General features: G+C 38.1%; 22 protein-coding genes. 7 read left to right on the plus strand and 15 right to left on the minus strand.

Annotated elements, in window-relative coordinates; all coding sequences use genetic code 11:
- Positions 1-308: 308 nt before the first annotated feature.
- Positions 309-1,520: an O-antigen ligase family protein gene (locus HV560_RS00505; protein WP_238348722.1), complete on the plus strand. Its 1,212-nt coding sequence runs from the start codon at positions 309-311 to the stop codon at positions 1,518-1,520.
- Between the two features lie 44 nt (positions 1,521-1,564).
- Here the strand turns inward: HV560_RS00505 and rfbB are convergent, their stop codons facing one another.
- Positions 1,565-2,575: a dTDP-glucose 4,6-dehydratase gene (gene rfbB, locus HV560_RS00510; RefSeq protein ID WP_176811908.1), complete on the minus strand. Its 1,011-nt coding sequence runs from the start codon at positions 2,573-2,575 to the stop codon at positions 1,565-1,567.
- A gap of 140 nt (positions 2,576-2,715) precedes the next feature.
- Here rfbB and erpA point away from each other — a divergent pair, with 140 nt between their 5' ends.
- On the plus strand, positions 2,716-3,057 hold the full coding sequence (erpA, locus tag HV560_RS00515; RefSeq protein ID WP_159628545.1) for an iron-sulfur cluster insertion protein ErpA: 342 nt from the start codon (positions 2,716-2,718) through the stop codon (positions 3,055-3,057).
- A 66-nt stretch (positions 3,058-3,123) separates the two neighbouring features.
- Here erpA and yidD read toward each other — a convergent pair whose 3' ends face one another.
- The 3 genes from yidD to rpmH are packed head-to-tail and all read right to left on the minus strand — an operon-like array spanning position 3,124 to position 3,946.
- On the minus strand, positions 3,124-3,450 hold the full coding sequence (yidD, locus tag HV560_RS00520) for a membrane protein insertion efficiency factor YidD (RefSeq protein ID WP_176809274.1): 327 nt from the start codon (positions 3,448-3,450) through the stop codon (positions 3,124-3,126).
- On the minus strand, positions 3,399-3,773 hold the full coding sequence (gene rnpA, locus HV560_RS00525) for a ribonuclease P protein component (protein ID WP_176809275.1): 375 nt from the start codon (positions 3,771-3,773) through the stop codon (positions 3,399-3,401). The genes yidD and rnpA overlap by 52 nt, the downstream gene beginning before the upstream one ends.
- 38 nt (positions 3,774-3,811) lie before the next feature.
- A complete protein-coding gene (rpmH, locus tag HV560_RS00530) occupies positions 3,812-3,946 on the minus strand; it encodes a 50S ribosomal protein L34 (protein ID WP_005599701.1) in 135 nt (44 codons plus the stop codon).
- A gap of 242 nt (positions 3,947-4,188) precedes the next feature.
- Here rpmH and hemH point away from each other — a divergent pair, with 242 nt between their 5' ends.
- Positions 4,189-5,148, plus strand: coding sequence for a ferrochelatase (hemH, locus tag HV560_RS00535; RefSeq protein WP_176807390.1), 960 nt, complete (start codon positions 4,189-4,191; stop codon positions 5,146-5,148).
- Positions 5,149-5,193: 45 nt separating this feature from the next.
- Here hemH and spoT read toward each other — a convergent pair whose 3' ends face one another.
- From spoT to HV560_RS00580, 9 genes are all read right to left on the minus strand, one after another.
- Positions 5,194-7,308: a bifunctional GTP diphosphokinase/guanosine-3',5'-bis pyrophosphate 3'-pyrophosphohydrolase gene (gene spoT / locus HV560_RS00540; protein WP_176811909.1), complete on the minus strand. Its 2,115-nt coding sequence runs from the start codon at positions 7,306-7,308 to the stop codon at positions 5,194-5,196.
- Positions 7,309-7,414: 106 nt separating this feature from the next.
- Entirely contained in the window at positions 7,415-7,696 is a 282-nt protein-coding gene (gene rpoZ, locus HV560_RS00545; RefSeq protein ID WP_159628550.1) for a DNA-directed RNA polymerase subunit omega, read from the minus strand.
- Between the two features lie 143 nt (positions 7,697-7,839).
- The gene (locus tag HV560_RS00550; RefSeq protein WP_176811910.1) at positions 7,840-8,853 is read right to left on the minus strand and encodes a LacI family DNA-binding transcriptional regulator; all 1,014 of its coding nucleotides are present in this window, start codon (positions 8,851-8,853) and stop codon (positions 7,840-7,842) included.
- Between the two features lie 45 nt (positions 8,854-8,898).
- Positions 8,899-10,329, minus strand: a complete 1,431-nt coding sequence (locus HV560_RS00555) for a glycoside hydrolase family 32 protein (RefSeq protein WP_176811911.1) — start codon at positions 10,327-10,329, stop codon at positions 8,899-8,901.
- A gap of 92 nt (positions 10,330-10,421) precedes the next feature.
- Positions 10,422-11,345 carry an aminoimidazole riboside kinase gene (locus tag HV560_RS00560; protein ID WP_176811912.1) on the minus strand — a complete coding sequence of 308 codons (924 nt, stop codon included), beginning with the start codon at positions 11,343-11,345 and terminating at the stop codon, positions 10,422-10,424.
- Positions 11,346-11,587: 242 nt separating this feature from the next.
- Positions 11,588-13,015 (minus strand): tRNA (N6-isopentenyl adenosine(37)-C2)-methylthiotransferase MiaB, encoded by a 1,428-nt coding sequence (gene miaB, locus HV560_RS00565; RefSeq protein ID WP_176807395.1) that lies wholly within the window; start codon positions 13,013-13,015, stop codon positions 11,588-11,590.
- A 216-nt stretch (positions 13,016-13,231) separates the two neighbouring features.
- Positions 13,232-13,732, minus strand: coding sequence for a PTS glucose transporter subunit IIA (gene crr, locus HV560_RS00570; protein WP_159628557.1), 501 nt, complete (start codon positions 13,730-13,732; stop codon positions 13,232-13,234).
- An 80-nt stretch (positions 13,733-13,812) separates the two neighbouring features.
- Positions 13,813-15,534: a phosphoenolpyruvate-protein phosphotransferase PtsI gene (gene ptsI, locus HV560_RS00575; RefSeq protein ID WP_176811913.1), complete on the minus strand. Its 1,722-nt coding sequence runs from the start codon at positions 15,532-15,534 to the stop codon at positions 13,813-13,815.
- Between the two features lie 114 nt (positions 15,535-15,648).
- Entirely contained in the window at positions 15,649-15,906 is a 258-nt protein-coding gene (locus tag HV560_RS00580; RefSeq protein WP_159628559.1) for an HPr family phosphocarrier protein, read from the minus strand.
- Positions 15,907-16,165: 259 nt separating this feature from the next.
- Between HV560_RS00580 and thiP the strand changes: the two genes are divergently transcribed.
- The 3 genes from thiP to HV560_RS00595 all read left to right on the plus strand — a co-directional run bounded on the left by thiP (position 16,166) and on the right by HV560_RS00595 (position 19,910).
- The gene (thiP, locus tag HV560_RS00585) at positions 16,166-17,740 is read left to right on the plus strand and encodes a thiamine/thiamine pyrophosphate ABC transporter permease ThiP (protein WP_176811914.1); all 1,575 of its coding nucleotides are present in this window, start codon (positions 16,166-16,168) and stop codon (positions 17,738-17,740) included.
- Positions 17,737-18,378: a thiamine ABC transporter ATP-binding protein gene (thiQ, locus tag HV560_RS00590; protein WP_176811915.1), complete on the plus strand. Its 642-nt coding sequence runs from the start codon at positions 17,737-17,739 to the stop codon at positions 18,376-18,378. Before thiP ends, thiQ begins: the two co-directional genes overlap by 4 nt.
- Before the next feature lie 107 nt (positions 18,379-18,485).
- On the plus strand, positions 18,486-19,910 hold the full coding sequence (locus HV560_RS00595; RefSeq protein WP_176811916.1) for a sucrose-specific PTS transporter subunit IIBC: 1,425 nt from the start codon (positions 18,486-18,488) through the stop codon (positions 19,908-19,910).
- Between the two features lie 97 nt (positions 19,911-20,007).
- On the opposite strand, the gene map is transcribed toward HV560_RS00595, so the two are convergent.
- Together map and HV560_RS00605 are read right to left on the minus strand one after the other, a co-directional pair.
- Positions 20,008-20,811, minus strand: coding sequence for a type I methionyl aminopeptidase (gene map, locus HV560_RS00600; RefSeq protein ID WP_176809283.1), 804 nt, complete (start codon positions 20,809-20,811; stop codon positions 20,008-20,010).
- Between the two features lie 79 nt (positions 20,812-20,890).
- Entirely contained in the window at positions 20,891-21,556 is a 666-nt protein-coding gene (locus tag HV560_RS00605; RefSeq protein ID WP_176807401.1) for a 7-cyano-7-deazaguanine/7-aminomethyl-7-deazaguanine transporter, read from the minus strand.
- Positions 21,557-21,753: 197 nt separating this feature from the next.
- Between HV560_RS00605 and HV560_RS00610 the strand changes: the two genes are divergently transcribed.
- Entirely contained in the window at positions 21,754-22,443 is a 690-nt protein-coding gene (locus HV560_RS00610) for a pirin family protein (RefSeq protein WP_176809284.1), read from the plus strand.
- The last annotated feature ends 110 nt before the right edge of the window (positions 22,444-22,553 follow it).

Below are 22,553 nucleotides of genomic sequence, written 5' to 3' on the forward strand. Positions count from 1 at the left end.
GAACTTTAGCTTAATGGCGATATATTTATCTTATAGCACAAAAATGTGAATAGCCTTGGCTCAAAAATACCAACAAATCCGCTTTCTCTTTTATGCCAAATAATCGTTTAAATTCACGTATACCGCTTTAAAAAAGAGATAGATAGCCCACATACCTTAGTATAAAATAAGTATCGTTCTTTCATAATATTAGGATTGTCTAATGCTTTTTAATTTCAAAATAGAGAAACCACAAATTATACTTTTCTGCAATATTCTAGTGGCAACATTTTTTGTGAGTGTTTTAACGTTTAAAAAAGGCTATAGTTATGCGCCAATCATATTGGGCATTATCGCAATACTTAACCTTCTCTGCCATTCTCTGCCATTCTCTGCCATTCTCTGCCATTCTCTGCCATTCTCTGCCATTCTCTGCCATTCTCCATCATTTAAAATTAAAACAAATGCGGTTGCTTGATAATGAAGACAAATTTTTTATTTTCTCTCTTATTGCTTATTTTTCAACATTTCTAATATCTGTTATAGATAATCAAGATAGTTTAAGAGAAATTGATAATCCAAGTAGAGTTTTACTATTTATTCCATTAATTTTTTTCTTTAGTCTTTATCCAATAAAGAAAAAAATAATTTTCTATTTTATTCCTATTGGTTCATTTGTTATTGGATTATTAGCCATATACCAAAAATTTATTCTTAACTTTCCTTTACCATTTCCTGAAACACACAGTATTCAAGCTGGCGATATTTCTATGACATTATCTTTATTAAGTATGGTTATTGCTTTTTACTGGTTCAATAAAAATACTAAAATTGCCTTTTTATGTATTTTATTTGCAACTTTTGGATTAAGTGCAAGTATTCTAACTGGTGCAAGAGGTGGGTGGATTGCATTTCCGTTTTGCTTTTTACTTATTTTAGTATGCTATTATAAAAACCTGAATAAAAAGATATTATTACTGATTGTTTCTATCATTACTATTGCTATTTCACTGTTTATTACTAGACCCGAATTTGGATTTAAACACAGATATAATTCTGCTAAAGCAGATATTACAAATTATATAGAAAAAGGAATAAAAAACACGTCTCAAGGTGCTCGGCTAGATATGTGGCAAAATGCAATGATTGCGATTAGTGAAAAACCCATATTAGGGCACGGCAGTTCAGGTTATGAATTATTTAGGAAAAAACAGGTCAATTCCAATCAAATGGCAGAAACAACGTTGCAATATCATAGCCTGCATAATCAATATTTAGAAGCTTTTGTAAAAAGAGGAATGGTTGGTTTTATAGCATTAATTGCTATTTTAATTATTCCGTTTTTTCTTTTTGTAAGAAGATTAAAAACTGATGATTTCGCATTAAAATGTATCGCTGTGTTAGGTATTGTACATATTACTTCTCACTCATTCTTTTTCTTAACTCAATCATATTTAGCACATAATTCAGGATCCATATTTTATTTCTTTGTATTGATATTGCTCTATCATTTACTTAAACAAGAAAAAGAGAATATATAATCAACAAAGGCAGAATGAAATTTCTGCCTTTCTTTTTATCTCTATTAATTGCCATTCTCTAAATACCATTGCACGGTTTTACGCATACCACTTTCAAAGGTTTCTCGCGGTTTCCAACCTAATTCTTGTCTTATTTTTGTGGCGTCAATAGCATAACGAATATCATGTCCGGCTCGATCATCAACATAAGTAATCAAATCTATATAATTTTCTATATTTTTAGGTTTATTTGGTGCAAGTTCTTCTAACAAATTACATATAGCTCTTACTATCTCAATATTGGTTTTTTCTTGATGAGAGCCAATATTGTAAGTTTCTCCCACTTTACCTTTAGTTAATACTCGATATAAAGCTCTAATGTGATCTTCTACAAAAATCCAATCTCGCACCTGCAAGCCATTACCATAAATGGGCAACGGCTTACCCTGCAATCCGTTTAAAATCATCAAGGGAATCAGTTTTTCAGGATGTTGAAACGCCCCATAATTATTGGAGCAATGAGTAATCATCACAGGCAAAGCATAGGTGCGATGCCACGCCCTTACCAGATGATCGCTTGCTGCTTTTGAAGCAGAGTATGGGCTACTTGGGTAATAAGGCGTTTCTTCAGTAAAGAGCCTATCGCTATCCGCCAGATCGCCATAAACCTCATCGGTAGAAATATGTAGAAATCGGAAATTCGATTTCTTAGGCTCATTCAGCCCTTGCCAATAAGCTTTTGCAGACTCTAATAAAGTATAAGTCCCCACAATATTGGTTTGAATAAAATGAGATGCCCCATTAATAGAACGATCAACATGGCTCTCAGCCGCTAAGTGCATAACGGAATCAGGCTGATATTTGCAAAAAATTTCAAAAATATGACCGCTTGCACAAATATCAACTTGCTCGAAATGGTAGCGTTCATTATCGGTAACACTTTCAAGTGAAGCTAGATTCGCAGCGTAAGTCAGCTTATCAACATTGATGATGATATGGTTAGTTTGTTCAATCAAGTAACGAACCAAGGCCGAGCCAATAAATCCAGCTCCGCCTGTAATAAGGATAGTAGACATAAGTTATAAGTGAAAAGAGCTTATTTTAAGATAAAGTATTATACACTTTTCCCAACACATACCTTTGCTCTTTTTAAGATTGCACTTCTACAGCAATTATTAGATAATACTCAACCAAGTAAAATTTGATCTAAAACAAAATGAGCGATATTCAAATTCCTTTAATCTTTACTGATGCCGCGGCACGTAAAGTGAAAACCTTAATTGAGGGCGAAGAGAACCCGAACCTTCGCTTACGTGTTTATATTACGGGAGGGGGCTGTAGTGGGTTTCAATACGGTTTTACCTTCGACGATCAGGTAAATGACGGCGACCTGACTATTGAAAACCAAAGTGTCGGCTTAGTCGTTGATCCGATGAGCTTACAATATTTAATCGGCGGTACTGTAGATTACACTGAAGGGCTAGATGGCTCTCGCTTTGTGGTAACAAATCCAAATGCAAGCTCAACCTGTGGTTGTGGCTCTTCCTTTAGTATTTAAACCATACCATTTACATAAAAAAATAACCGCTTGTATATAAGAAGATAGCCTCACTTTTCAGTGAGGCTATTTTTCTTTATGCTTATCTTTACAACATTTTCCTTTACAAAGCGGGACAAGATCCTCTCCGCCTTCGCTCATTGGATTGCAACGTAAAATCCGTTTAAAGGCAAGATAGCCACCTCTGATTGCACCGTGAATTTTAATTGCTTCAACCGCATAAGTTGAACAGGTAGGGTAAAATCGGCAACGAGGTCCAATCAATGGGCTAATTGCATAGCGATAGAAATAAATAGGCAACAATAAAAGCCTTGCTAACAAGCTAATACTTTTAGGCTTACTTATTGATTGCTCTGAGCTGGCTTTTTGCTCAGACGGATGTGTCTTGCCCATAGTTTTTCCAGTGTTTCAAAAAGCATTGCATTGTCTAATTTACCAATTCCGCCTTTTGCCACAAAGACAAAATCAAAATTCGGTAATTCGTGCTGTTTTAAACGAAAACTTTCTCTCACAATACGTTTAATTCGATTGCGATCGTGAGCACGTTTGAGATGTTTTTTAGCAACCGTTAAACCTAGACGAGGATTCTCTAATGTATTCTCTCTAGCAAGAAGGGTCATTTGAGGGGTACTGGCTCGAAGTGGCTCTTCAAACACCGCTTTAAATTGAACGGGAGCTAACAAACGCAGCTCCCGAGAAAAATTTAGCTTATTCACACTTAAGATTAGAAAGGTGTTTTGGCTGAGTTCTGCAATTATGCAGATAAAGATTTACGACCTTTAGCACGACGACGTGCTAATACTTGACGACCGTTTTTAGTAGCCATACGAGCACGGAAACCGTGTGTACGAGCACGTTTTAATACTGATGGTTGAAATGTACGTTTCATTGCTATCTACCTAAAATTCAAAAAGTTGGCATACAAAATGTTTCTGCCAAACAAGGACCATAAAAAAGAGTTGCAATTCTACAAGCAATCAAAACAAAAAGCAAGAATCAATATAAGTCAAATCCGCTTGTTTGCAAAGTTTTTGAAAAATAAGACCGCTTGTAATAATCACAGAAATTTATATTGGTTTATGGCATAATCTGTTTATGTAATTTACCACCTGTCTTAAGTGAGAATGTAATATGAATCAACAAAAAATCGGTATTTTATTAGCCAATTTAGGCACACCAGACGAACCCACCTCCGCAGCAGTAAAACGCTATTTAAAGCAATTTTTAAGCGATCCTCGTGTTATCGACTTACCTAAAATTAAATGGCAGGCAATTTTAAACTTTATCGTTTTACCGACACGCTCACCAAAGGTAGCAAAGTTATATCAATCGGTATGGAGGGAAGGAGGCTCGCCTTTGCTGGTTATTTCTCGTGAGCAACAAAGAGCAGTGCAACGGTATTTTGATGCCAAAGGCAAAAGTGTGGTGGTTGAATTGGGTATGTCTTACGGTAATCCAAGCATTGAAAGTGCAACAGATAGCCTCATCAAGCAAGGCGTTGATCGAATTATCGTACTACCACTTTATCCACAATATAGCAGTACCACCACCGCTTCAGTATTTGATGCTTTCGCAAACGCTTTAAAAGCACAACGTAAAATTGTGCCATTTGATTTTATTCATAGCTATCATAACGATCCACTTTATATTCAAGCTTTAGCTAACACCATTCAGATTGAACAAGATGAGCTCTTACTCTTCTCATTCCACGGCATTCCCAAACGCTACGAAAACGAGGGCGATTTTTACTCAGCACATTGCTATAAGACGGCTGAATTAGTAGCGGAAAAACTTGGCTTTCCGAAGCATAGATGGCTTGTTTCATTCCAGTCACGTTTTGGGAATGAAGAATGGCTACAGCCTTATACAGATAAAACGCTTGAAAGCTTTCCGCAAAAGGGCGTGAAAAAAGTGGCTGTCGTTTGTCCAGGCTTCTCATCAGACTGCTTAGAAACATTAGAAGAAATTGCAGAAGAAAACCGTGAAAACTTTGAACAGGCAGGCGGAGAATCTTACCGTTACATTCCAGCACTTAATGCGAACGGCGATCATATTAGAGCTTTAGTGAAATTGATTGAAGCAAAGATGTAAAAAATACAAGCGGTTAAATTTTAATACAATTTAACCGCTTGTTAGCTATTTACGGAAAACGTTTACCACACCATTAATGCTGGATAATTTGCGTAAAATCGCCTCAAAATGCGCTTTATCTATAACAGAAATTTGGAATATCACTTGATAGACATTTCCTTCTCTTGCTTCACTATGAATGCTACCGATGTTGCTGTCCATCTTCGCAAAGGTTGAAGTAATGGCTGCCAACACCCCTGGTTCATTCATAATGTCCAACACAATTTCAGTTTCAAACTTAATTGGTTTATCTTTTGCCACTTCCCATATTACTGGCAAATAGTGGCTTGTTTCAACAATATGATCTCTCACATTCGGGCAAGCCGTGTTGTGAACCACTAACCCTTTCCCTGCACTGACATACGCCACAATGTCATCACCTGGTATGGGTAAGCAACATTTCGCAAAACGAATAAGATGATTTTCAATACCTTCAATTTTGATTGGTTGATTATTCTCTGGATTACCGTCCGTATCAATCTGCAGCGGCTCACCCAATAAACGTTGAGCAATCACACTACTTATCTGATTACCTAATCCAATTTCAGACAGCAAATCATTAAATGTTTCTAAACGTAATTCATCTAATACAGGTTGAATCGCTTCTGGTGTGAGTTCATCAATTGAGTTTAAATTCATTACTCGAATTAACTGGCATTTTCCTAATTCAATCGCACCATCTTGTTCTTGATTTTTAAGGAATTGACGAATTTTTGCTCTTGCCTTACCTGTTACCACAAAATTTAGCCAAGAGGCTTTTGGACGCTTACCTTGCTCAGTAATAATTTCAACGGTTTGACCTGTTCGTAAAGGCTGTGAAAGAGAATATGGATTACGATCTACCATCGCTCCTACACAACGATTACCAATATCAGAGTGAACCGCATAAGCAAAATCAATCGCTGTTGCATTCGCTGGAAGTTCAACAATCCGACCTTTAGGAGTAAAGACGAAAATATCATCAGAGAACAAATCAGATTTCACACTATCAATAAATTCAGCAGAGTTGCCTGCACTGTTTTGCAATTCAACAATGCTTTGTAGCCATTTCTGTGCTTTAAGCTGAACCGTGGTATTATGCGGATTTTCGCCCTCTTTATAACGCCAGTGAGCGGTAACCCCCATATCAGCCATTTTATCCATATCTTCAGTACGAATTTGTACCTCAACAGGCACGCCATGCGGACCAATCATAGAAGTATGTAGCGATTGATAACCATTTGGTTTCGGCACAGCAATATAATCTTTCACACGTTTAGGCCGAGGCTTATATAAGGCATGCATCTGACCTAACACTCGATAGCAGTTCTCTACATTTTCAACTACCACACGGAAAGCATAAATATCTAAAATGGAATGAAAATGCTGATCTTTCTGACGCATTTTTTGATAAATTGAATAGAGATGCTTCTCACGCCCATAAACCCGTGCTTCAATTTGCACGTCATCTAAACGCCCTTTAATATCATCTGCAATGCGTTGAATCAGCTCCTTACGATGGCCTCGAGCACTTGCAATTGCCATTTTAAGCACGTGATAACGCTGTGGGTACATAGCTTCAAAACCCAAATCTTCTAACTCATTTTTAATATGTTCAATCCCCAATCTATGAGCCAGTGGACTGTAAATTTCCAATGTTTCTTTCGCTATACGGCGGCGTTTATCAGGACGAAGTGAACCTAAGGTTCGCATATTGTGGGTACGATCAGCAAGTTTAATCAGAACAACTCGAATATCTTTCGTCATTGCCAAAATCATTTTGCGAAAATTAGCCACTTCAGCTTCTTGGCGAGTACGGAATTTTAACTTATCAAGTTTGGAAACCCCCTGCACAATATCTGCAACGCTCTGCCCAAATTCGGCGGCAAGTTCTTCTTCGGTATAAGGTGTATCTTCGATGACATCATGTAAGAGCGCGGCAATCACCGCTTCGTGATCTAATTTCATCTCAGCAATAATAGAAGCAACCGCAACGGGGTGTGTAATATAAGGCTCTCCGCTAGAGCGTGTTTGCCCCTCGTGTGCATCACGTGCAATCACATAGGCACGTTTAACACGCTCAATTTTATCACTCGGTAAATAGCCTTGGATAATTCGATCTAAAGGTTCAAAAAGATACACGTTATACCTCAATAGAAATAAAAATGGACAACGAATTTGCAAATATTGAGGAAAATCCTACCGCTTGCAGACCCTATTGCCCATTCTCTCTTGACGAAAAATAAAATTACGCTTCGTTACTCATTTCAGTTAAAAATGAAATAGCTTCTTGCTCTGCCGCTTCTTGCTTAATAGACTCATGATTTTCTAACTGATCCATAATATCAGCGGTAATAAACCCTTCTTCAATTTCACGTAATGCTATCACCGTTGCTTTATCATTCTCTTCAGGCACAAGTGGCTCACGTGTGTGAAGTTGTAATTGTCTTGCACGACGTGCTGCGACTAAGATCAAATCAAAACGGTTACCAATTTTCTCCGCTGCTTCTTGTACGGTTACACGAGCCATAAATTTACTCCAAAGATATATTCATTTTTATTCATAAAAAGATTGCAGATTATATAGAAATTAGGCAAGTTCTGCAATTATGGCAGGCAGTATTTAGGCAATTTATTTCGCAATTATCTCAACTAATGCCTCATTCTCTTAGATTAGATCGCTTCCCGCCACAAGATTTCACAATCCACTTTCACACTTTCCACCGTGTTCTGGGCTAATTTCTGCTGAATTAAGGCAAAGGTTCTTTCTGCGATTTGTTGATGATCTTGCTTAATTGAGTGAATATGAAACGGCAACGCATTCAATAAATGATGATCGTCGAAAGTGGCTAAATGCAGTTCTTGGGTTAAGAGTTTATCCATTTGGCGATGCTCGGTTAAATAACGCATTACCCCTTCAAGCAAAGTAAAAGAGGCGGTAAATACTGCTTCAGGCAGTCGTCCTAACTTTTCTACAATCTGCGAAAACATCTGATAACCCGATTCAGGCTGATAATCTTTGTGCAGCAGCCAATTTTCATCAAAATCCAAATGCGACTGCATCAATCCTTCACGAAAGCCTTTCAAACGATTTTGGCTCGGCGAGAGCGAGAGCTGACCGCCCAAATAGAAAAATTCAGTTGGCTGATAAGCTCTAACCATATTTTCCACCAACATACTGATTGTTTCGGTATCATTACTGGTTATAGATGGCACATCTAGCCCGGAAATATAACGGTCTAGCTGTAACATTGGGGTATATTGAGTAATACTTTTATAGTAACTCGGCTCGTAGTGAGTAGGAGCGGTAATGAGCAAATCTACCTGCCTATCTAACAAACGCTCTATCGCTTTTTTCTCACCTTCAAAGCTGTCATCAGAGCAAGCAATCACAAGCTGTAAGCCGTTATCACGACATAATTTTTCTAACGTTTTTGAGGTTAACGCAAAACCATAGTTAGTTAAATCAGGAATGACTAAGCCAATTACATTGCTACGTTGAGCTTGTAAAGATTTAGCATAAACATTGGCTCGATAACCGTATTTTTGGGCAATATCTTTTACTTTTTGACAGGTTTCAGGCTTAATTCTAAAATCATTGCCCCGCCCGTTTAAAATCATACTTGCGGTGGTTTTAGACACACCGCTTAGCTCTGCAATATCGCTTAGCGTTAAGCGTTTTTTCACACTTTCTCCTTTTTATCATTTTGGGGCTTTCCCGCCCACTTTGTTTTATTCTACGCTAATTGGTATTACTTTTGCTACTCTCGCTTGGAGAGGACGAGAACTTTTCACGATATTTTCACGCTTAGCAATAAAAAAACGAGACGTTAGCACTTGTTCGCCACCATTGAGGAAAATTTCCACTACCGAGCGGTCAAAGAAAATATCCAGCGTGTCTAATTTTTCGATTTTACAATGACGAACCGTACCAAACTTTTCCATTAATTCCGTTTGCTCACTTTGGCTGCGGTCTAAGCTAAATACGCCGTTTTCAAAACGGATTGTGAGCTTTTGCCCTTGTTCATTGCTGAAAAAATCTAATACAAGCGGTTGATTTTCCACAGAAATTTGCAAATAAGCTGTATCTAAATCATCAATTGCAACATTTTCTGAAATTTCGACCGCTTGTGGCTCGCCTAAATGCACTATCGGCTGCTGTACCACTTTGCCATTTTTTAAGGAAAGCTTGCGAGGCATTGTCAGCATTGAGTGCCATTGGTATTTATCTGTTGGATAAGTGAGATCTGGCAAGCCAACCCAGCCAAACATAATGCGATCCGAATTTTCCACCGTTTGTGGTGCATAAAAATCGAAGCCGTAATCTAATTCTTCAATATGCTCGGCATTAAAACTATTACTATTTAACTGCCCCACCGCATAAGTGGCGTGATAGTTATTTTGGAATTGATGACTGTCACGCAGTTTACCCTGTGGCGACCAAACAAACAGATCTTTTCCGCCAAGTCTGAATAGATCCGGGCATTCCCACATAAACACGTTGCTATTATCAAAACCATTCACATCAAGTTCGGCAACTAAACGAGGAGTATCATTTAGATCATTCATTTCATAAATTAACGCCGTACCAGTTAAATTTTCACGTTGAGCACCAAGTACAAAACGAATTTTGCCTTCCGCTGTAATATAAGGTTTCGGATCACGCACGTGTTCAGTATAACCTGCAGGGGCCTGGTCAATAATACAACGTTTTTCAAGCAATTTGCCTGAAGTATCAAAAATCGCAATATTTTGATGTGGAACTCGAGCGTTATCAGAAGGGCGGCGGGTGTTACCCGTATAGAAAGCCACGATTTTGCCTTGCCATAAAATCGCTCCACCGGAATAGCAACCGTGTGATTCAAACAATTCATCAGGAATTAATAACTCCCCTTTTTCAAAGGTTTGAAAATCTTCGGTCATAAAATGCTGCCAATGCTTCATTCCGTGCAACGCACCGTAAGGAAACCATTGAGCAAAGATGTGGTAGTTCTTACCATCAAAAATTAAACCGTTTGGGTCGTTAAATAAGCCTGTTTTAGGAGCAAGATGGTAAGTTGGGTAGAAATCTTGGTCAGAAAGTACGGTTTGGCGAAGAGTATTTAATTCGCCCTCGCTTTGAGCGTGTAGGCTTTTGTATTTGCCGTTATTGAAAATGTGCATAGGGATTTCCTGTTTAGTTACCCTCTCCCCTTGTGGAAGAGGGACAGATTTTTCTTCGTTCAGAAGACAAATCAGGGAGAGGGAAAATAAAACTATTCTGCCAAAAATGCGTCTAACTCTGCTTTATTCGGCAATGCTGACATCGCCCCTTTTGCAGTGGTGGCTAACGCACCGGAGGCATTTGCTTTGCGGATAACCTCAACTAAAGCGGTTTCATCTTTCCAATCTCGCGTGTTGGCTAAACCGGCTAATAATCCGCTGACAAAAGCATCGCCTGCACCAGTCGTATCAACAGGTGCGAGGGCTTTACCTGCAACCATTTGGCTTTTACCGTTGAAGTGATAAATGGCACCATCTTTGCCCAAAGTAATAATAATGAGTTTTTCTGGATACTGAGCAGTCATTACTTTGGTTGCGTCTTCTAAATTTGCTGTATCGGTTAATAAGGTCAGCTCTTCTTCTGAAAATTTGAGAATATCCGCCATTGAGATCACAGAATTCACCACCGATTTCATCTCATCAAGATTTTTCCAAAGCGATTCACGCAAATTTGGATCAAACGAAACATATCCACCTGCACGTTTTATACGGCAAATCGCTTCAATAGTGGTTGATCGTGAAGGATCGTTAATAAAAGCAATGGAGCAACAATGTAAGAAATCACCTTGACTAAATTCAGGTAAATCGCCAATTTCTAAAAATTGGTCTGCACTTGGATTTACCATAAAGGTAAAGCTACGCTCACCATTATCTAAACCAACGATCACGGTTGAAGTGCGATAATGATCATCTAAAATCATATTCTCTACAGACACCTTTTCTGCCGCCAGCACATCTCGCATAAATTGACCAAGCGGATCGTTACCTACTCGTCCAATAAAACCAGCCTCAACACCTAAACGAGAAACCCCCACCGCCACATTTGCTGGTGCACCGCCTGCACATTTCAAATAGTGATTTTCGCCATCGGGAATTAAATCAACAACGGCATCACCAGTTACCCAAATCTTATTCATAACGTCTCTCTTAATCTGCTTAATATAAAACTAAAACGATTTAGCTAAAGCTATTATATAATTTATTTTATGCTTTAGTGAACTACAAGCGGTTGTTTTTGCCTTCTTTTTTGCACTTTAAAATTTACAAAACCATCGTTACTCAAATGCTTGAACAATGTCGAGAGGCGATAAAATGCCAATTTTTCTAAAAAAATGACCGCTTGTATTCTCGCTACAAGCGGTCATAAAATGTCATTTTTTTACAAATTGACTACATATTTGCCAACACCTAAGGCATCTTCTTTACGAGTTCGGGCAATCACATCTTCTGCTGATTCCACCATACGTAATCCCATTTCCTCTTCCGTACGGATAACCTCACCACGCAGAGAGTTGGTGTAAACATCGGTAATTTTCACATCAACAAATTTGCCTATCATATCAGGCGTTCCCACGAAATTGACGACTCGGTTGGTTTCAGTACGCCCTGTGAGTTCCATTAAATCTTTTTTAGAGGGTCCTTCAACCAAAATGCGTTGCTCTGTGCCCAACATTGCTCGGCTAAATTGCATTGCTTGGTGATTAATGCGTTGTTGCAGACGTGATAAACGCGCTTTTTTCTCCTCTTCTGATACATTATCAGGCAAATCTGCCGCAGGCGTACCTGGACGAGCTGAGTAAATAAAACTGAAGCTCATATCGAAGTTTACTTGCTCAATAATTTTCATCGTTTGCTCGAAATCTTCCGCCGTTTCTCCTGGGAAGCCGACAATAAAGTCTGAGCTAATTTGAATTTCAGGGCGAACTTCACGCAATTTGCGTATAATCGCCTTATATTCTAACGCAGTGTGGTTACGTTTCATCATCGTCAGCACTCGATCTGCTCCGCTTTGAATAGGTAAGTGCAAGAAGCTGACTAATTCAGGCGTATCACGATAAACTTCAATAATATCATCGGTAAACTCAATTGGGTGGCTAGTGGTGTAACGAAGGCGATCAATGCCGTCAATCGCCGCCACTAAACGGAGCAATTCAGCAAAAGTACAAATTCCACCGTCAAACGTTTCGCCACGGTAAGCATTTACGTTTTGACCGAGTAAATTTACTTCACGCACACCTTGAGCAGCAAGTTGTGCAATTTCAAATAATACATCATCCACTGGGCGTGAAACTTCTTCGCCTCGTGTGTAAGGCACAACACAGAATGAACAATATTTGTTACAGCCTTCCATAATTGACACGAAAGCAGTTGGACCTTCCGCTTTGGGCTCTGGCAAGCGGTCAAATTTCTCAATTTCTGGGAAAGAGATATCCACAATCGAGCTTTTACCGCCACGAATTTGGTTAATCATTTCAGGTAAGCGGTGTAAGGTTTGAGGACCAAATACAATATCCACATAAGGGGCGCGATCACGAATATGTTCCCCTTCTTGAGAAGCAACACAGCCACCTACGCCAATAATTAGATTTGGCTTGTCTTTTTTCCAATTTTTCCAACGACCAAGTTGTGAAAATACTTTCTCTTGTGCTTTTTCACGAATAGAACAGGTATTTAAAAGTAAAACATCTGCATCTTCTGGATGCTCTGTGAGTTCAAAACCGTGTGTTGAGTTTAGCAAATCTGCCATTTTTGACGAGTCGTACTCGTTCATTTGGCAGCCCCAAGTGGTAATATGTAATTTAGCCATAGTTAAAAAATAATAAATATATCAATTAGTTAGAAAAGAAAAGCGTAAAGCAATTTATTGTTTTTATACTCAAAATAAACTCTTTACGCAAAATTTATAGCACATTTTACCCTCTCGCCTATTTTTTATCTAGAAATAATCTGCATAAATCTGATATTGCACAAATAAAAAAACCACGATTTTTTTAATATCGTGGCTCTATTCATTATTTTAGAATTATTTTGTTAAGGTTAAAACAACGCTCTCGCCTGCAACAACTTGACCGTTTAATTTAGATAAGTTGCTGATTTCGTCCATATTTGAAATCACAATTGGTGTTAAAACAGATTTAGCTTTACCTTCAAGTAAGGCTAAATCAAATTTAATGATAGGATCGCCCACTTTTACAGTTTGACCTTCTGTCGCAACACGAGAGAAGCCTTCGCCTTTTAATTCAACGGTATCAATACCAAAGTGAACAAATAACTCAACGCCATCTTCAGACTCAATAGAAAATGCGTGGTTAGTTTCAAAAATCTTACCAATTGTCCCATTTACTGGTGCAACAATAACATCACCTGCAGGACGAATTGCAATGCCATCGCCTACGATTTTTTCAGAAAAAACCACATCTGGCACATCTTCAATGTTTACTATCTCACCTGTTAATGGTGAATAAATTTTGATTTCTTGGCTCTCTTTTTGTTTTGAACCAAATAATTTATCAAATAAACCCATCTTAAAATCTCCCTCAGATATTACAGAATTCCTATACATTTTATACGAGAATTTTGTATTTGTATGCTAAATAATTCAAGTTAGTTTAATTTTTGATAAAACTCATCAACTAAACGTTCAATATCCGCAACGGTTGGTTGAGCAAGTGCTTTATCAGCTAATGCTTTCGTCTCAGCAAAATGAATTGAGCGGATTAATTTCTTAATATGTGGCACAGAAATACCACTCATACTAAACTCATCTAAGCCCATTCCAAGTAATAATGCGGTTGCACGCACATCACCTGCTAACTCACCACACATACCCGTCCATTTACCTTCAGCGTGCGAAGCATCTATTACTTGCTTAATTAAATTTAGCACAGATGGGCTTAATGGATTGTATAAGTGAGCAATAATTTCATTCCCACGATCCACTGCAAGTGTATATTGAGTTAAGTCATTCGTACCAATACTAAAGAAGTCCGCTTCTTTTGCTAAGTGGCGAGCATTTATCGCAGCCGATGGAGTTTCCACCATAATACCCAGTTTTAAGTTTTCATCAAAAGCGTGACCTTCACTGCGTAATTGCTCTTTTAATTCTGCCACGATAGATTTCAACAAACGAATCTCTTCTACTGAAATAATCATTGGGAACATTACCGCTAAGTTACCGAATGCTGAGGCACGCAATACTGCACGTAATTGAGTATCTAAAATTTCACGACGAGTGAAACCAATACGCACTGCACGCCAACCTAAGAAAGGATTCATCTCTTTCGGTAAGTCTAAGTATGGTAATTCTTTATCGCCACCAATATCCATAGTACGAAGAATAACCATCTTACCATCCATCGCTTCTACGATTTCTTTATAGGCTTGAAACTGCTCTTCTTCACTCGGTAATTGGCTCCGATCCATAAATAAAAACTCAGTACGGTATAAACCAACCCCTTCAGCACCGTTACGCAAAATTCCATCTACATCACGAATAGTACCAATATTACCTGCTACATCAACTTTATGACCATCTAAGGTTTCAGCTGGTAACTCTTTTAATTTAGCCAGTTCTTCTTTTTCTGCTTTTAATTTATCCTGTAAGGATTTAAATTCTTCAATTTTTTCTTCTGATGGGTTTAAATGCACTTCGTTATTAATGGCATCTAAAATTAAGAAATCACCCGTTTTTACTAAAGAAGTCACATTGTTTGTGCCTACAATCGCAGGAAGCTCTAACGAACGAGCCATAATAGAAGTGTGGGAAGTTCGACCACCAATATCAGTAATAAAGCCTAATACTTTATCTAAATTTAATTGTGCCGTTTCAGAAGGGGTTAAATCGTAAGCGACTAAAATAACTTCATCTTGAATATCGCCTAAATCAATAATATTCATATTTAAAATATTACGCACTAAGCGATTACCGATATCACGAATATCGCCTGCACGCTCTTTTAAATATTCATCATCAATTTCTGCAAGCATTGAGGCTTGCATTTCAATTACCTTACTTGCTGCAACATCTGCAGTCACAAGATTATCACTCAGATAACTTAGAATTTCTTCTTCCAGTTCTTCATCTTCTAAGATCATTAAATGACCTTCAAAAATCGCTTCTTTTTCCTCACCTAAGGTTCGGCGAGCTTTTTCTTTAATTGCGGTTAATTGAGCTACAGCTTTTTCACGTCCATCAAAAAATTTCGCTTTTTCCGCCTCAATTTCGCTTGAGGTAATTTTGCGAGCATTCAATATAATCGGCTCTTCTTTTAAAACTAATGCCTTTCCGAATACAGCACCAGGGGAAGCTGCGATACCTGTAATCATAATCGTGTCCTTATGTAAGATGATAAATCGTCTCGATATTACATAGCAAAACACTTTATTACAGCATTTCGCTGCAATAAAGTGATATAAATCTTAATCCAAGAATAGAAAAAATTACTCTAAAGTAGGAATCAAATCTACTAAGAAATCAACTGCTTTTTGCTCGTCTTCACCGTCAGCAGAAATAGTGATGGTTGTACCTTGAGTTAACCCCAATGTTTGTAATTTAAATAAGCTTTTTGCACTTGCACTTTTACCACCTGAAGCAACCGTAATATCTGATACAAAACCTTTAGCGGCTTTAACAAACTCAGCTGCAGGACGGGTGTGTAAACCATTAGGAGCTGTAATAACAACATCTTTTGAGTACATAATGTATTCCTCTTAAATTTGAGAGTTAAAAAAATTTATTTTTAATCAATTGATTTTCAACCGCAACTTTACTACAAATTTAAATTAAAAACACGCTAAAAAAAGTAAAAAACTTGTTGCATCATACCCCAAAATTGCTATTTTTTTGAGCTAATTTAAAAATCATTTGCTAAATGTCAAGATTCTAGCATACTGCCAGATGGAAATGTTACAATAATTTCAGCACGATTTTCCCTTAATTTTCAACATTTGGAGCAATATGCTTAGCAAATTAACCAAAACAACAGCCTGGTTTATCTACTTCAGCATTATTGCACTTTATGGCTTTAGTTTATGGTCACTGGTCGGACATCAGCAAGATACTACCTTAATTTCTGGCATTTATGTATTAAAAATTCTGGGTTATAGTTCACTACAAGCTACCCTTTCTGCTGTACTTTCACTGATTTTAGGTAGCTTTTTAGCGAGATCTTTTTTCTATTTAGACTTTAAAGGCAAACAATTACTTTATAAAACCCTATCTTTTGTTTGGGCATTGCCTTCTCTTGTGATTATTTTTGCTGTGATTGGCGTATTCGGTCATTCAGGCTGGCTGGCACACCTTTTTCAATTTTTAGGTTGGGAATGGAAGTTTAATTTGTATGGCTTGCAAGGCATTATCATTGCTCACTGTTTATTCAATATCCCATTTGTGATGAAATATTACATTAGCGGATTAAACCTCATCCCAAGTAATCGCTTTCAACTTGCTGCTCAATTAAATTTAAAGGGACGGCACTATATTCAAATTGTGGAGCTACCTGTCATCAGAACGCTTTTACCTTACATTTTTATGACGGTCTTTCTAGTTTGCTTCACCAGCTTCCCGATTGTTTTAATGCTAGGTGGAAGTCCGAAATATAGCACTTTAGAAGTTGCTATTTATCAAGCCGTGACGTTTGAGTTTGATTTTGCAAAAGCGATTATTTTGATTTCGGTACAATTTGTTGTGGGAATGAGCTTACAATTTTTGATGAACCGAATTACCACCTCTGCTTTCAAGCAGTTAAAACAACAACCTAATCGAGTAGATATTTGGAAACTCAAACCAACAGGTTTAACTAAAGCCTTTTTACAAGCGGTCATTTTTTTGCAAAGTTTTGTCATAATTCTACCGCTTGTCAGTGTGATATGGGCTGGCATAAGCGTGTCAAACCTCGGCGAGCGTTTACTCAATCCAGCCCTCTGGAAAGCAATTCAGTTCTCGTTAGTCTTAAGCCTTATTGCCTCTTTTGTAGTGATTGGCATTAGCTATCTTATTGCTCTTGAAGCTCGCCAACTGCTCTATAAAAAATCAAAAATTGCCCACAGTATTTTAGGTAGCGTTGCAATTTATCCATTGTTACTGCCTATTTTTTTATTATCTGTCGGATTGTTTATTTTATTGATGAATCAAGATCTCTCAACGACTGAATTATTAGTTTTGGTAGGCGTATGCAACGGATTAACCTTGCTGCCTTTTATCTATCCGATGCTCTTTTCAGCAATGTGGCATAGCCTCATTTCTCACAACAAACTCGCTCAAAGTTTAGGGCTAACAGGCTTTCAACGCTGGTGGATTGTGGAAAAAATGCAGCTAATTCGACCGCTTGCAACCTGCTTTGCATTGGCGATGTCCTCAAGTTTAGGCAGTTTTACCGTGATTGCCTTTTTTGGAAATCGTGATTTCAGTTCGTTACCTTATTTGCTCTATCAACAACTTGGAAGCTATCGAACCGAAGATGCTGCCGTTACCGCATTAATATTAATGCTATTCGCCTTGTTGCCATTTTTATGTATAAAGGATAAAACATGATCAAATTAGATCTTCAATTTACCTATGAGCAAATGCCAATGCACTTCCAATTTTCCGCTAATCAAGGCGAACGCATTGCTGTAGTTGGGGAAAGCGGTGCGGGTAAAAGCACTTTGCTTAATCTGATTGCAGGTTTTGAAAAAGCGAAAAATGGGGAATTGTTTTTAAACCAAGAAAATCACACTCACACTGAAGTGGCACAACGCCCTATTTCAATGCTGTTTCAAGATAATAATGTTTTTCCACACTTAACGGTAGAGCAAAATATCGGTTTGGCACTTGCACCAAAATTATCCTTCAATGCAGAGCAAAAATTGCAGGTCAAGCAGATTGCCAAACAAATGGGAATTGAAGCATTTTTAAATCGTCAAGCCGATCAGCTTTCAGGTGGGCAAAAACAGCGTGTTGCTCTCGCTCGCACCTTATTACGAGATAAACCAATTTTGCTCTTAGACGAACCCTTCTCTGCCCTCGATCCAAAACGCCGAGAAGATTTACAAAAAATTGTGCTAGATATTTGCCAAAGCCGCAACCTTACACTTCTTATGGTTACCCATCAATTAGAAGAAAGTTTATTTTTGTTTAATCGAGTGCTGACCATTTCAAATGGAAAAATCATTCAAGATCAATTTTTATAAAAATGTGATCTAAATCACAATTTTAGAAATATTTTCAATCTTTTCTTTTTTAGCTAAACCGTTTTAGTTAGAATGCAACCGTTCTATTCACATAAAAGGTAATTACTATGAATTTTCCTAAAATCGCCGAGCAAACGATTGCACAATTAGGCGGAAAAGAAAACATCACAACGCTTGCCCACTGTGCAACTCGTTTACGTTTAACCCTTGCGGATGAATCAAAAGTAAATAAAGAAGCTATTGAAAACATCGAGGGCGTAAAAGGTCAGTTCTCAACAGCAGGGCAATACCAAATTATTTTTGGCTCAGGCACAGTAAACGAGGTGTACGCTGAAATGCAAAAACAGATGGGCATTGGTGATATGTCCACCTCTGAAGTAGCCGCTGCTAGTGCAGCAAATCAGCCATTGCTACAACGCTTGGTAAAAGGCTTAGCCGATATTTTCGTGCCTATTATTCCTGCAATCGTTGCAGGCGGTTTGTTAATGGGTATTCACTCAATGCTTACTGCGGTAGGATTCTTCTGGGAAGGGGAATCGGTTGTAAGTCGCTATCCTGCAATTGCGGACTTAGTGGATTTCATCAATACAGTTTCAAATGCACCGTTCGTTTTCCTCCCCGTTCTATTAGGCTTCTCCGCTACCCGTAAATTTGGCGGAAATCCGTTCTTAGGGGCAGCTTTAGGTATGCTATTAGTTCACCCTGCATTGGCAGATGGTTGGAACTATGCGAAAACTTTAATGGAAGGTAATATCAAATATTGGCATATTTTCGGGTTAGAAATCGAAAAAGTAGGCTATCAAGGCACAGTGATTCCAACGATTATTTCTGCTTGGGTATTAGCAACTCTTGAAAAAACTTTCCGTAAATTTGTGCCATCTTATTTAGATAATTTGGTTACACCACTGTTTTCTCTCTTTATTGCAGGCGTACTCGCTTTCACTGTTATCGGTCCATTTGGACGTGAGGCAGGTTCTGCCATTTCAGCAGGATTAACTTGGTTATATGACACATTAGGCTTTATTGGTGGTGCCATCTTCGGTACATTCTATGCACCAATTGTCATTACCGGTATGCACCAAACCTTTATTGCAGTAGAAACTCAATTGCTTGCAGAAGTTGCAAGAACAGGCGGAACGTTCATCTTCCCAATTGCCGCAATGTCTAATATTGCACAAGGTGCCGCTTGTTTAGGCGTGGCGTTTGCAATGAAAGATGCCAAAGTACGTGGTTTAGCTGTTCCATCGGGTATCTCTGCACTATTAGGGATTACCGAACCTGCAATGTTTGGGGTGAACCTACGCTACCGCCAAGCCTTTATTGCGGCAATGCTTGCCTCAGGTTTATCCAGTGCATTTATTGCATTCTTTAATGTTAAAGCCATTGCCTTAGGGGCAGCAGGTTTCTTAGGCATTCCTTCAATCAAACCAGATAGCCTTGCTATGTACTCTGTCGGTATGGTGATCTCATTTGTTTTAGCCTTCACCATTTCAGCGATTTGGGTAAAAAAAGCTCAAGCGAAAGTGAAATAAAGATAATAATCTAAATAAGAAAAGGGATTAAGTGTTAGCTTAATCCCTTTTGCTATTACAAGCGGTTGTTTTTTTCTAAACAATTGCAAATGATGGGTTAGACATTTTGCATCACACGAGCAATACGTCCATTTTGAATTTCTTCATCACGAATTGTCAGCACTTCGCAGCCGTTTTTAGTTACCACAATTTGATGTTCGTATTGGGCGGAATGACTGCGGTCTTTGGTTTTTACTGTCCAGCCATCTCCCATTAAACGGATTTCTCGTTTTCCTGCATTAACCATTGGCTCAATGGTAAAGACCATACCTTCTTTTAGCACTACGCCACCGTCATCTGCGGCATAATGTACGACTTGTGGATCACAATGGAATTCAGTACCAATGCCGTGCCCACAATATTCACGCACTACCGAAAAACCTTCTTTCTCGACATATTTTTGAATTGCCGTGCCGATCTCTTTTAAACGAATACCCGCTTTTACAGTACGAATGCCTACATAAAGCGACTCTTGAGTCACTTCAATTAAACGCTTATCACGCACACTTGGCTCACCCACCATATACATCATTGAGTTATCGCCGAAATAGCCATCTTTAATCACTGTTACATCAATATTGAGAATATCACCTTTTTTCAATTTTTTATCATCACTTGGAATGCCGTGACAAACTACCTCATTTAAAGAAATACAGACCGATTTCGGGAAACCGTGATAGCCTAAACAAGCGGAAGTTGCGCCATTTTCTAAAATATATTCGTGGCAAATTTTATCTAACTCACCTGTTGTGATGCCTTCTTTCACATAAGGTTTGATCATAACCAACACATCTGAAGCTAACTTACAAGCCTCGCGTAATTTTTGAATTTCTTCTTCATTTCTAATTGGGATATTATTCATTACATTATTCTCACTTAAAAAAATTAAGGGGATTATACCTTTTTTCGGCATAACCCCCAAACCCTCACTGCACTATTTTCTATTTCAAATCTAATTTCTTCATAATGACATTTAACACCACGCCATAAAGTGGGAGAAATAATAATAAGCTCACAAATAGCTTAAAGGCATAATCTACCGATCCGATGGTAAACCAATGTTCCGCCATATATTCATCACTACTTTTATAAAATGCCACAGCGAAAAAGACGAAGGTGTCAATTAATGTACCGAAAATGGTTGAGCACATTGGTGCTAGCCACCAACTTTTGCCTTGACGTAAACGATTGAATACAAAAATATCCAGAAGTTGTCCAACCACATAGCCACTAAAACTTGCCAACGCAATACGAAAAACAAAAAGATTAAATTCAGATAACGCCGCAACTCCCTGAAATTGAGTTTCAAAGAATAAAACTGAAATAACATAGCTAACTAACAACGCGGGCAACATCACGAGAAAAATGATTTTTCGAGCGAGCTCCGCCCCAAAAACTCTCACCGTTAAATCCGTTGCTAAGAAAATAAATGGGAAAGTAAAAGTTCCCCAAGTAGTCGGAATAATCCAATCAGTAAAAGGCACGTTTATTTCAAACGTGATCTGCACTAAATAGTTACTGATAGTAATAATAAAAATATGGAAAAGGGAAAGTAAAATCAGTGAACGAAATTTACCTTCATCGGAAAAGTAAGTATTAAGATTCATATTGTATCCTTTTTAGTTAAACAACAACTTGAGGTAAGGGAACTCAAGGGGGCGTAATCATAACGGTTTTTAAGGAAAATGCAAGCGGTCATTTTTTATTAATTATTTACCAATAAAAACAATGAAGACAAAAACACATATTTATCTATTTTTAGATAAGGTAAACTAGGCTCAACAAAACAAAAAAGGAATATATAATGTTACAAATTAGAAAAGCAAACGAACGTGGTAATGGATCCTTTGATTGGCTTGAGAGCTATCACACTTTTTCATTCGCTAATTATTACGACCCAAAACATATTCACTTTTCCCATTTACGGGTAATTAACGAGGACTTCATCGCCCCAAATCACGGCTTTGGCAAGCACCCGCACGATAATATGGAAATATTAACTTATGTGCTAAGCGGCCGTGTGGCTCACGAAGACAGTATGGGAAATAAAACCGAAGTGAACGCAGGCGAATTTCAGATTATGTCGGCAGGTACGGGAATCTTCCACTCTGAGGTCAATCCCTCTTCAGACGAAACGCTACATCTTTATCAAATATGGATTATTCCAAATCAAAAAGGTGTAACACCACGCTATAGCCAAGACAAATTTACGCCGAAAGAGGGGGCAACGTTAATTCTTTCGCCAAACGCAGAAAATGGCTCATTCAACATTTATCAAGATATGAAATTGTGGCGTTACCAATATCCCACGGCAAAAACAGAACAAGTTACCCTTAACACTAACCGCAGCTATTGGTTACAAGTCGTAAAAGGAAATGTAAAAGTAAACGGGATTGAGCTAACCACCAGCGATGCACTAGGTATTCGCCAAGAAGATCTATTAGAAATCTACGCTCAAAATAACGTAGAATTTTTACTGTTTGACTTAGTATAAATTAGGGCTGTAAATAAGATACAAGCGGTTAAATTTGTAAGATTTTTTCGGTATTATGTAGCAGTTGCACAAAGATTTAACCAATTAAAAACATTAAAATCCCTATTGAA

This window comes from Mannheimia pernigra (genome assembly GCF_013377995.1).
GTDB classification, from domain to species: domain Bacteria; phylum Pseudomonadota; class Gammaproteobacteria; order Enterobacterales; family Pasteurellaceae; genus Mannheimia; species Mannheimia pernigra.

What these genes read in the sequence shown, in the direction of transcription:
- HV560_RS00505 (WP_238348722.1), top strand. Translation starts at nt 309, where the DNA reads ATGCGCCAATCATATTGGGCATTATCGCAATACTTAACCTTCTCTGCC.
- rfbB (WP_176811908.1), bottom strand. Translation starts at nt 2,575, where the DNA reads ATGTCTACTATCCTTATTACAGGCGGAGCTGGATTTATTGGCTCGGCC.
- erpA (WP_159628545.1), top strand. Translation starts at nt 2,716, where the DNA reads ATGAGCGATATTCAAATTCCTTTAATCTTTACTGATGCCGCGGCACGT.
- yidD (WP_176809274.1), bottom strand. Translation starts at nt 3,450, where the DNA reads ATGGGCAAGACACATCCGTCTGAGCAAAAAGCCAGCTCAGAGCAATCA.
- rpmH (WP_005599701.1), bottom strand. Translation starts at nt 3,946, where the DNA reads ATGAAACGTACATTTCAACCATCAGTATTAAAACGTGCTCGTACACAC.
- hemH (WP_176807390.1), top strand. Translation starts at nt 4,189, where the DNA reads ATGAATCAACAAAAAATCGGTATTTTATTAGCCAATTTAGGCACACCA.
- rpoZ (WP_159628550.1), bottom strand. Translation starts at nt 7,696, where the DNA reads ATGGCTCGTGTAACCGTACAAGAAGCAGCGGAGAAAATTGGTAACCGT.
- HV560_RS00555 (WP_176811911.1), bottom strand. Translation starts at nt 10,329, where the DNA reads ATGCACATTTTCAATAACGGCAAATACAAAAGCCTACACGCTCAAAGC.
- HV560_RS00560 (WP_176811912.1), bottom strand. Translation starts at nt 11,345, where the DNA reads ATGAATAAGATTTGGGTAACTGGTGATGCCGTTGTTGATTTAATTCCC.
- miaB (WP_176807395.1), bottom strand. Translation starts at nt 13,015, where the DNA reads ATGGCTAAATTACATATTACCACTTGGGGCTGCCAAATGAACGAGTAC.
- crr (WP_159628557.1), bottom strand. Translation starts at nt 13,732, where the DNA reads ATGGGTTTATTTGATAAATTATTTGGTTCAAAACAAAAAGAGAGCCAA.
- ptsI (WP_176811913.1), bottom strand. Translation starts at nt 15,534, where the DNA reads ATGATTACAGGTATCGCAGCTTCCCCTGGTGCTGTATTCGGAAAGGCA.
- HV560_RS00580 (WP_159628559.1), bottom strand. Translation starts at nt 15,906, where the DNA reads ATGTACTCAAAAGATGTTGTTATTACAGCTCCTAATGGTTTACACACC.
- thiP (WP_176811914.1), top strand. Translation starts at nt 16,166, where the DNA reads ATGCTTAGCAAATTAACCAAAACAACAGCCTGGTTTATCTACTTCAGC.
- thiQ (WP_176811915.1), top strand. Translation starts at nt 17,737, where the DNA reads ATGATCAAATTAGATCTTCAATTTACCTATGAGCAAATGCCAATGCAC.
- HV560_RS00595 (WP_176811916.1), top strand. Translation starts at nt 18,486, where the DNA reads ATGAATTTTCCTAAAATCGCCGAGCAAACGATTGCACAATTAGGCGGA.
- map (WP_176809283.1), bottom strand. Translation starts at nt 20,811, where the DNA reads ATGAATAATATCCCAATTAGAAATGAAGAAGAAATTCAAAAATTACGC.
- HV560_RS00605 (WP_176807401.1), bottom strand. Translation starts at nt 21,556, where the DNA reads ATGAATCTTAATACTTACTTTTCCGATGAAGGTAAATTTCGTTCACTG.
- HV560_RS00610 (WP_176809284.1), top strand. Translation starts at nt 21,754, where the DNA reads ATGTTACAAATTAGAAAAGCAAACGAACGTGGTAATGGATCCTTTGAT.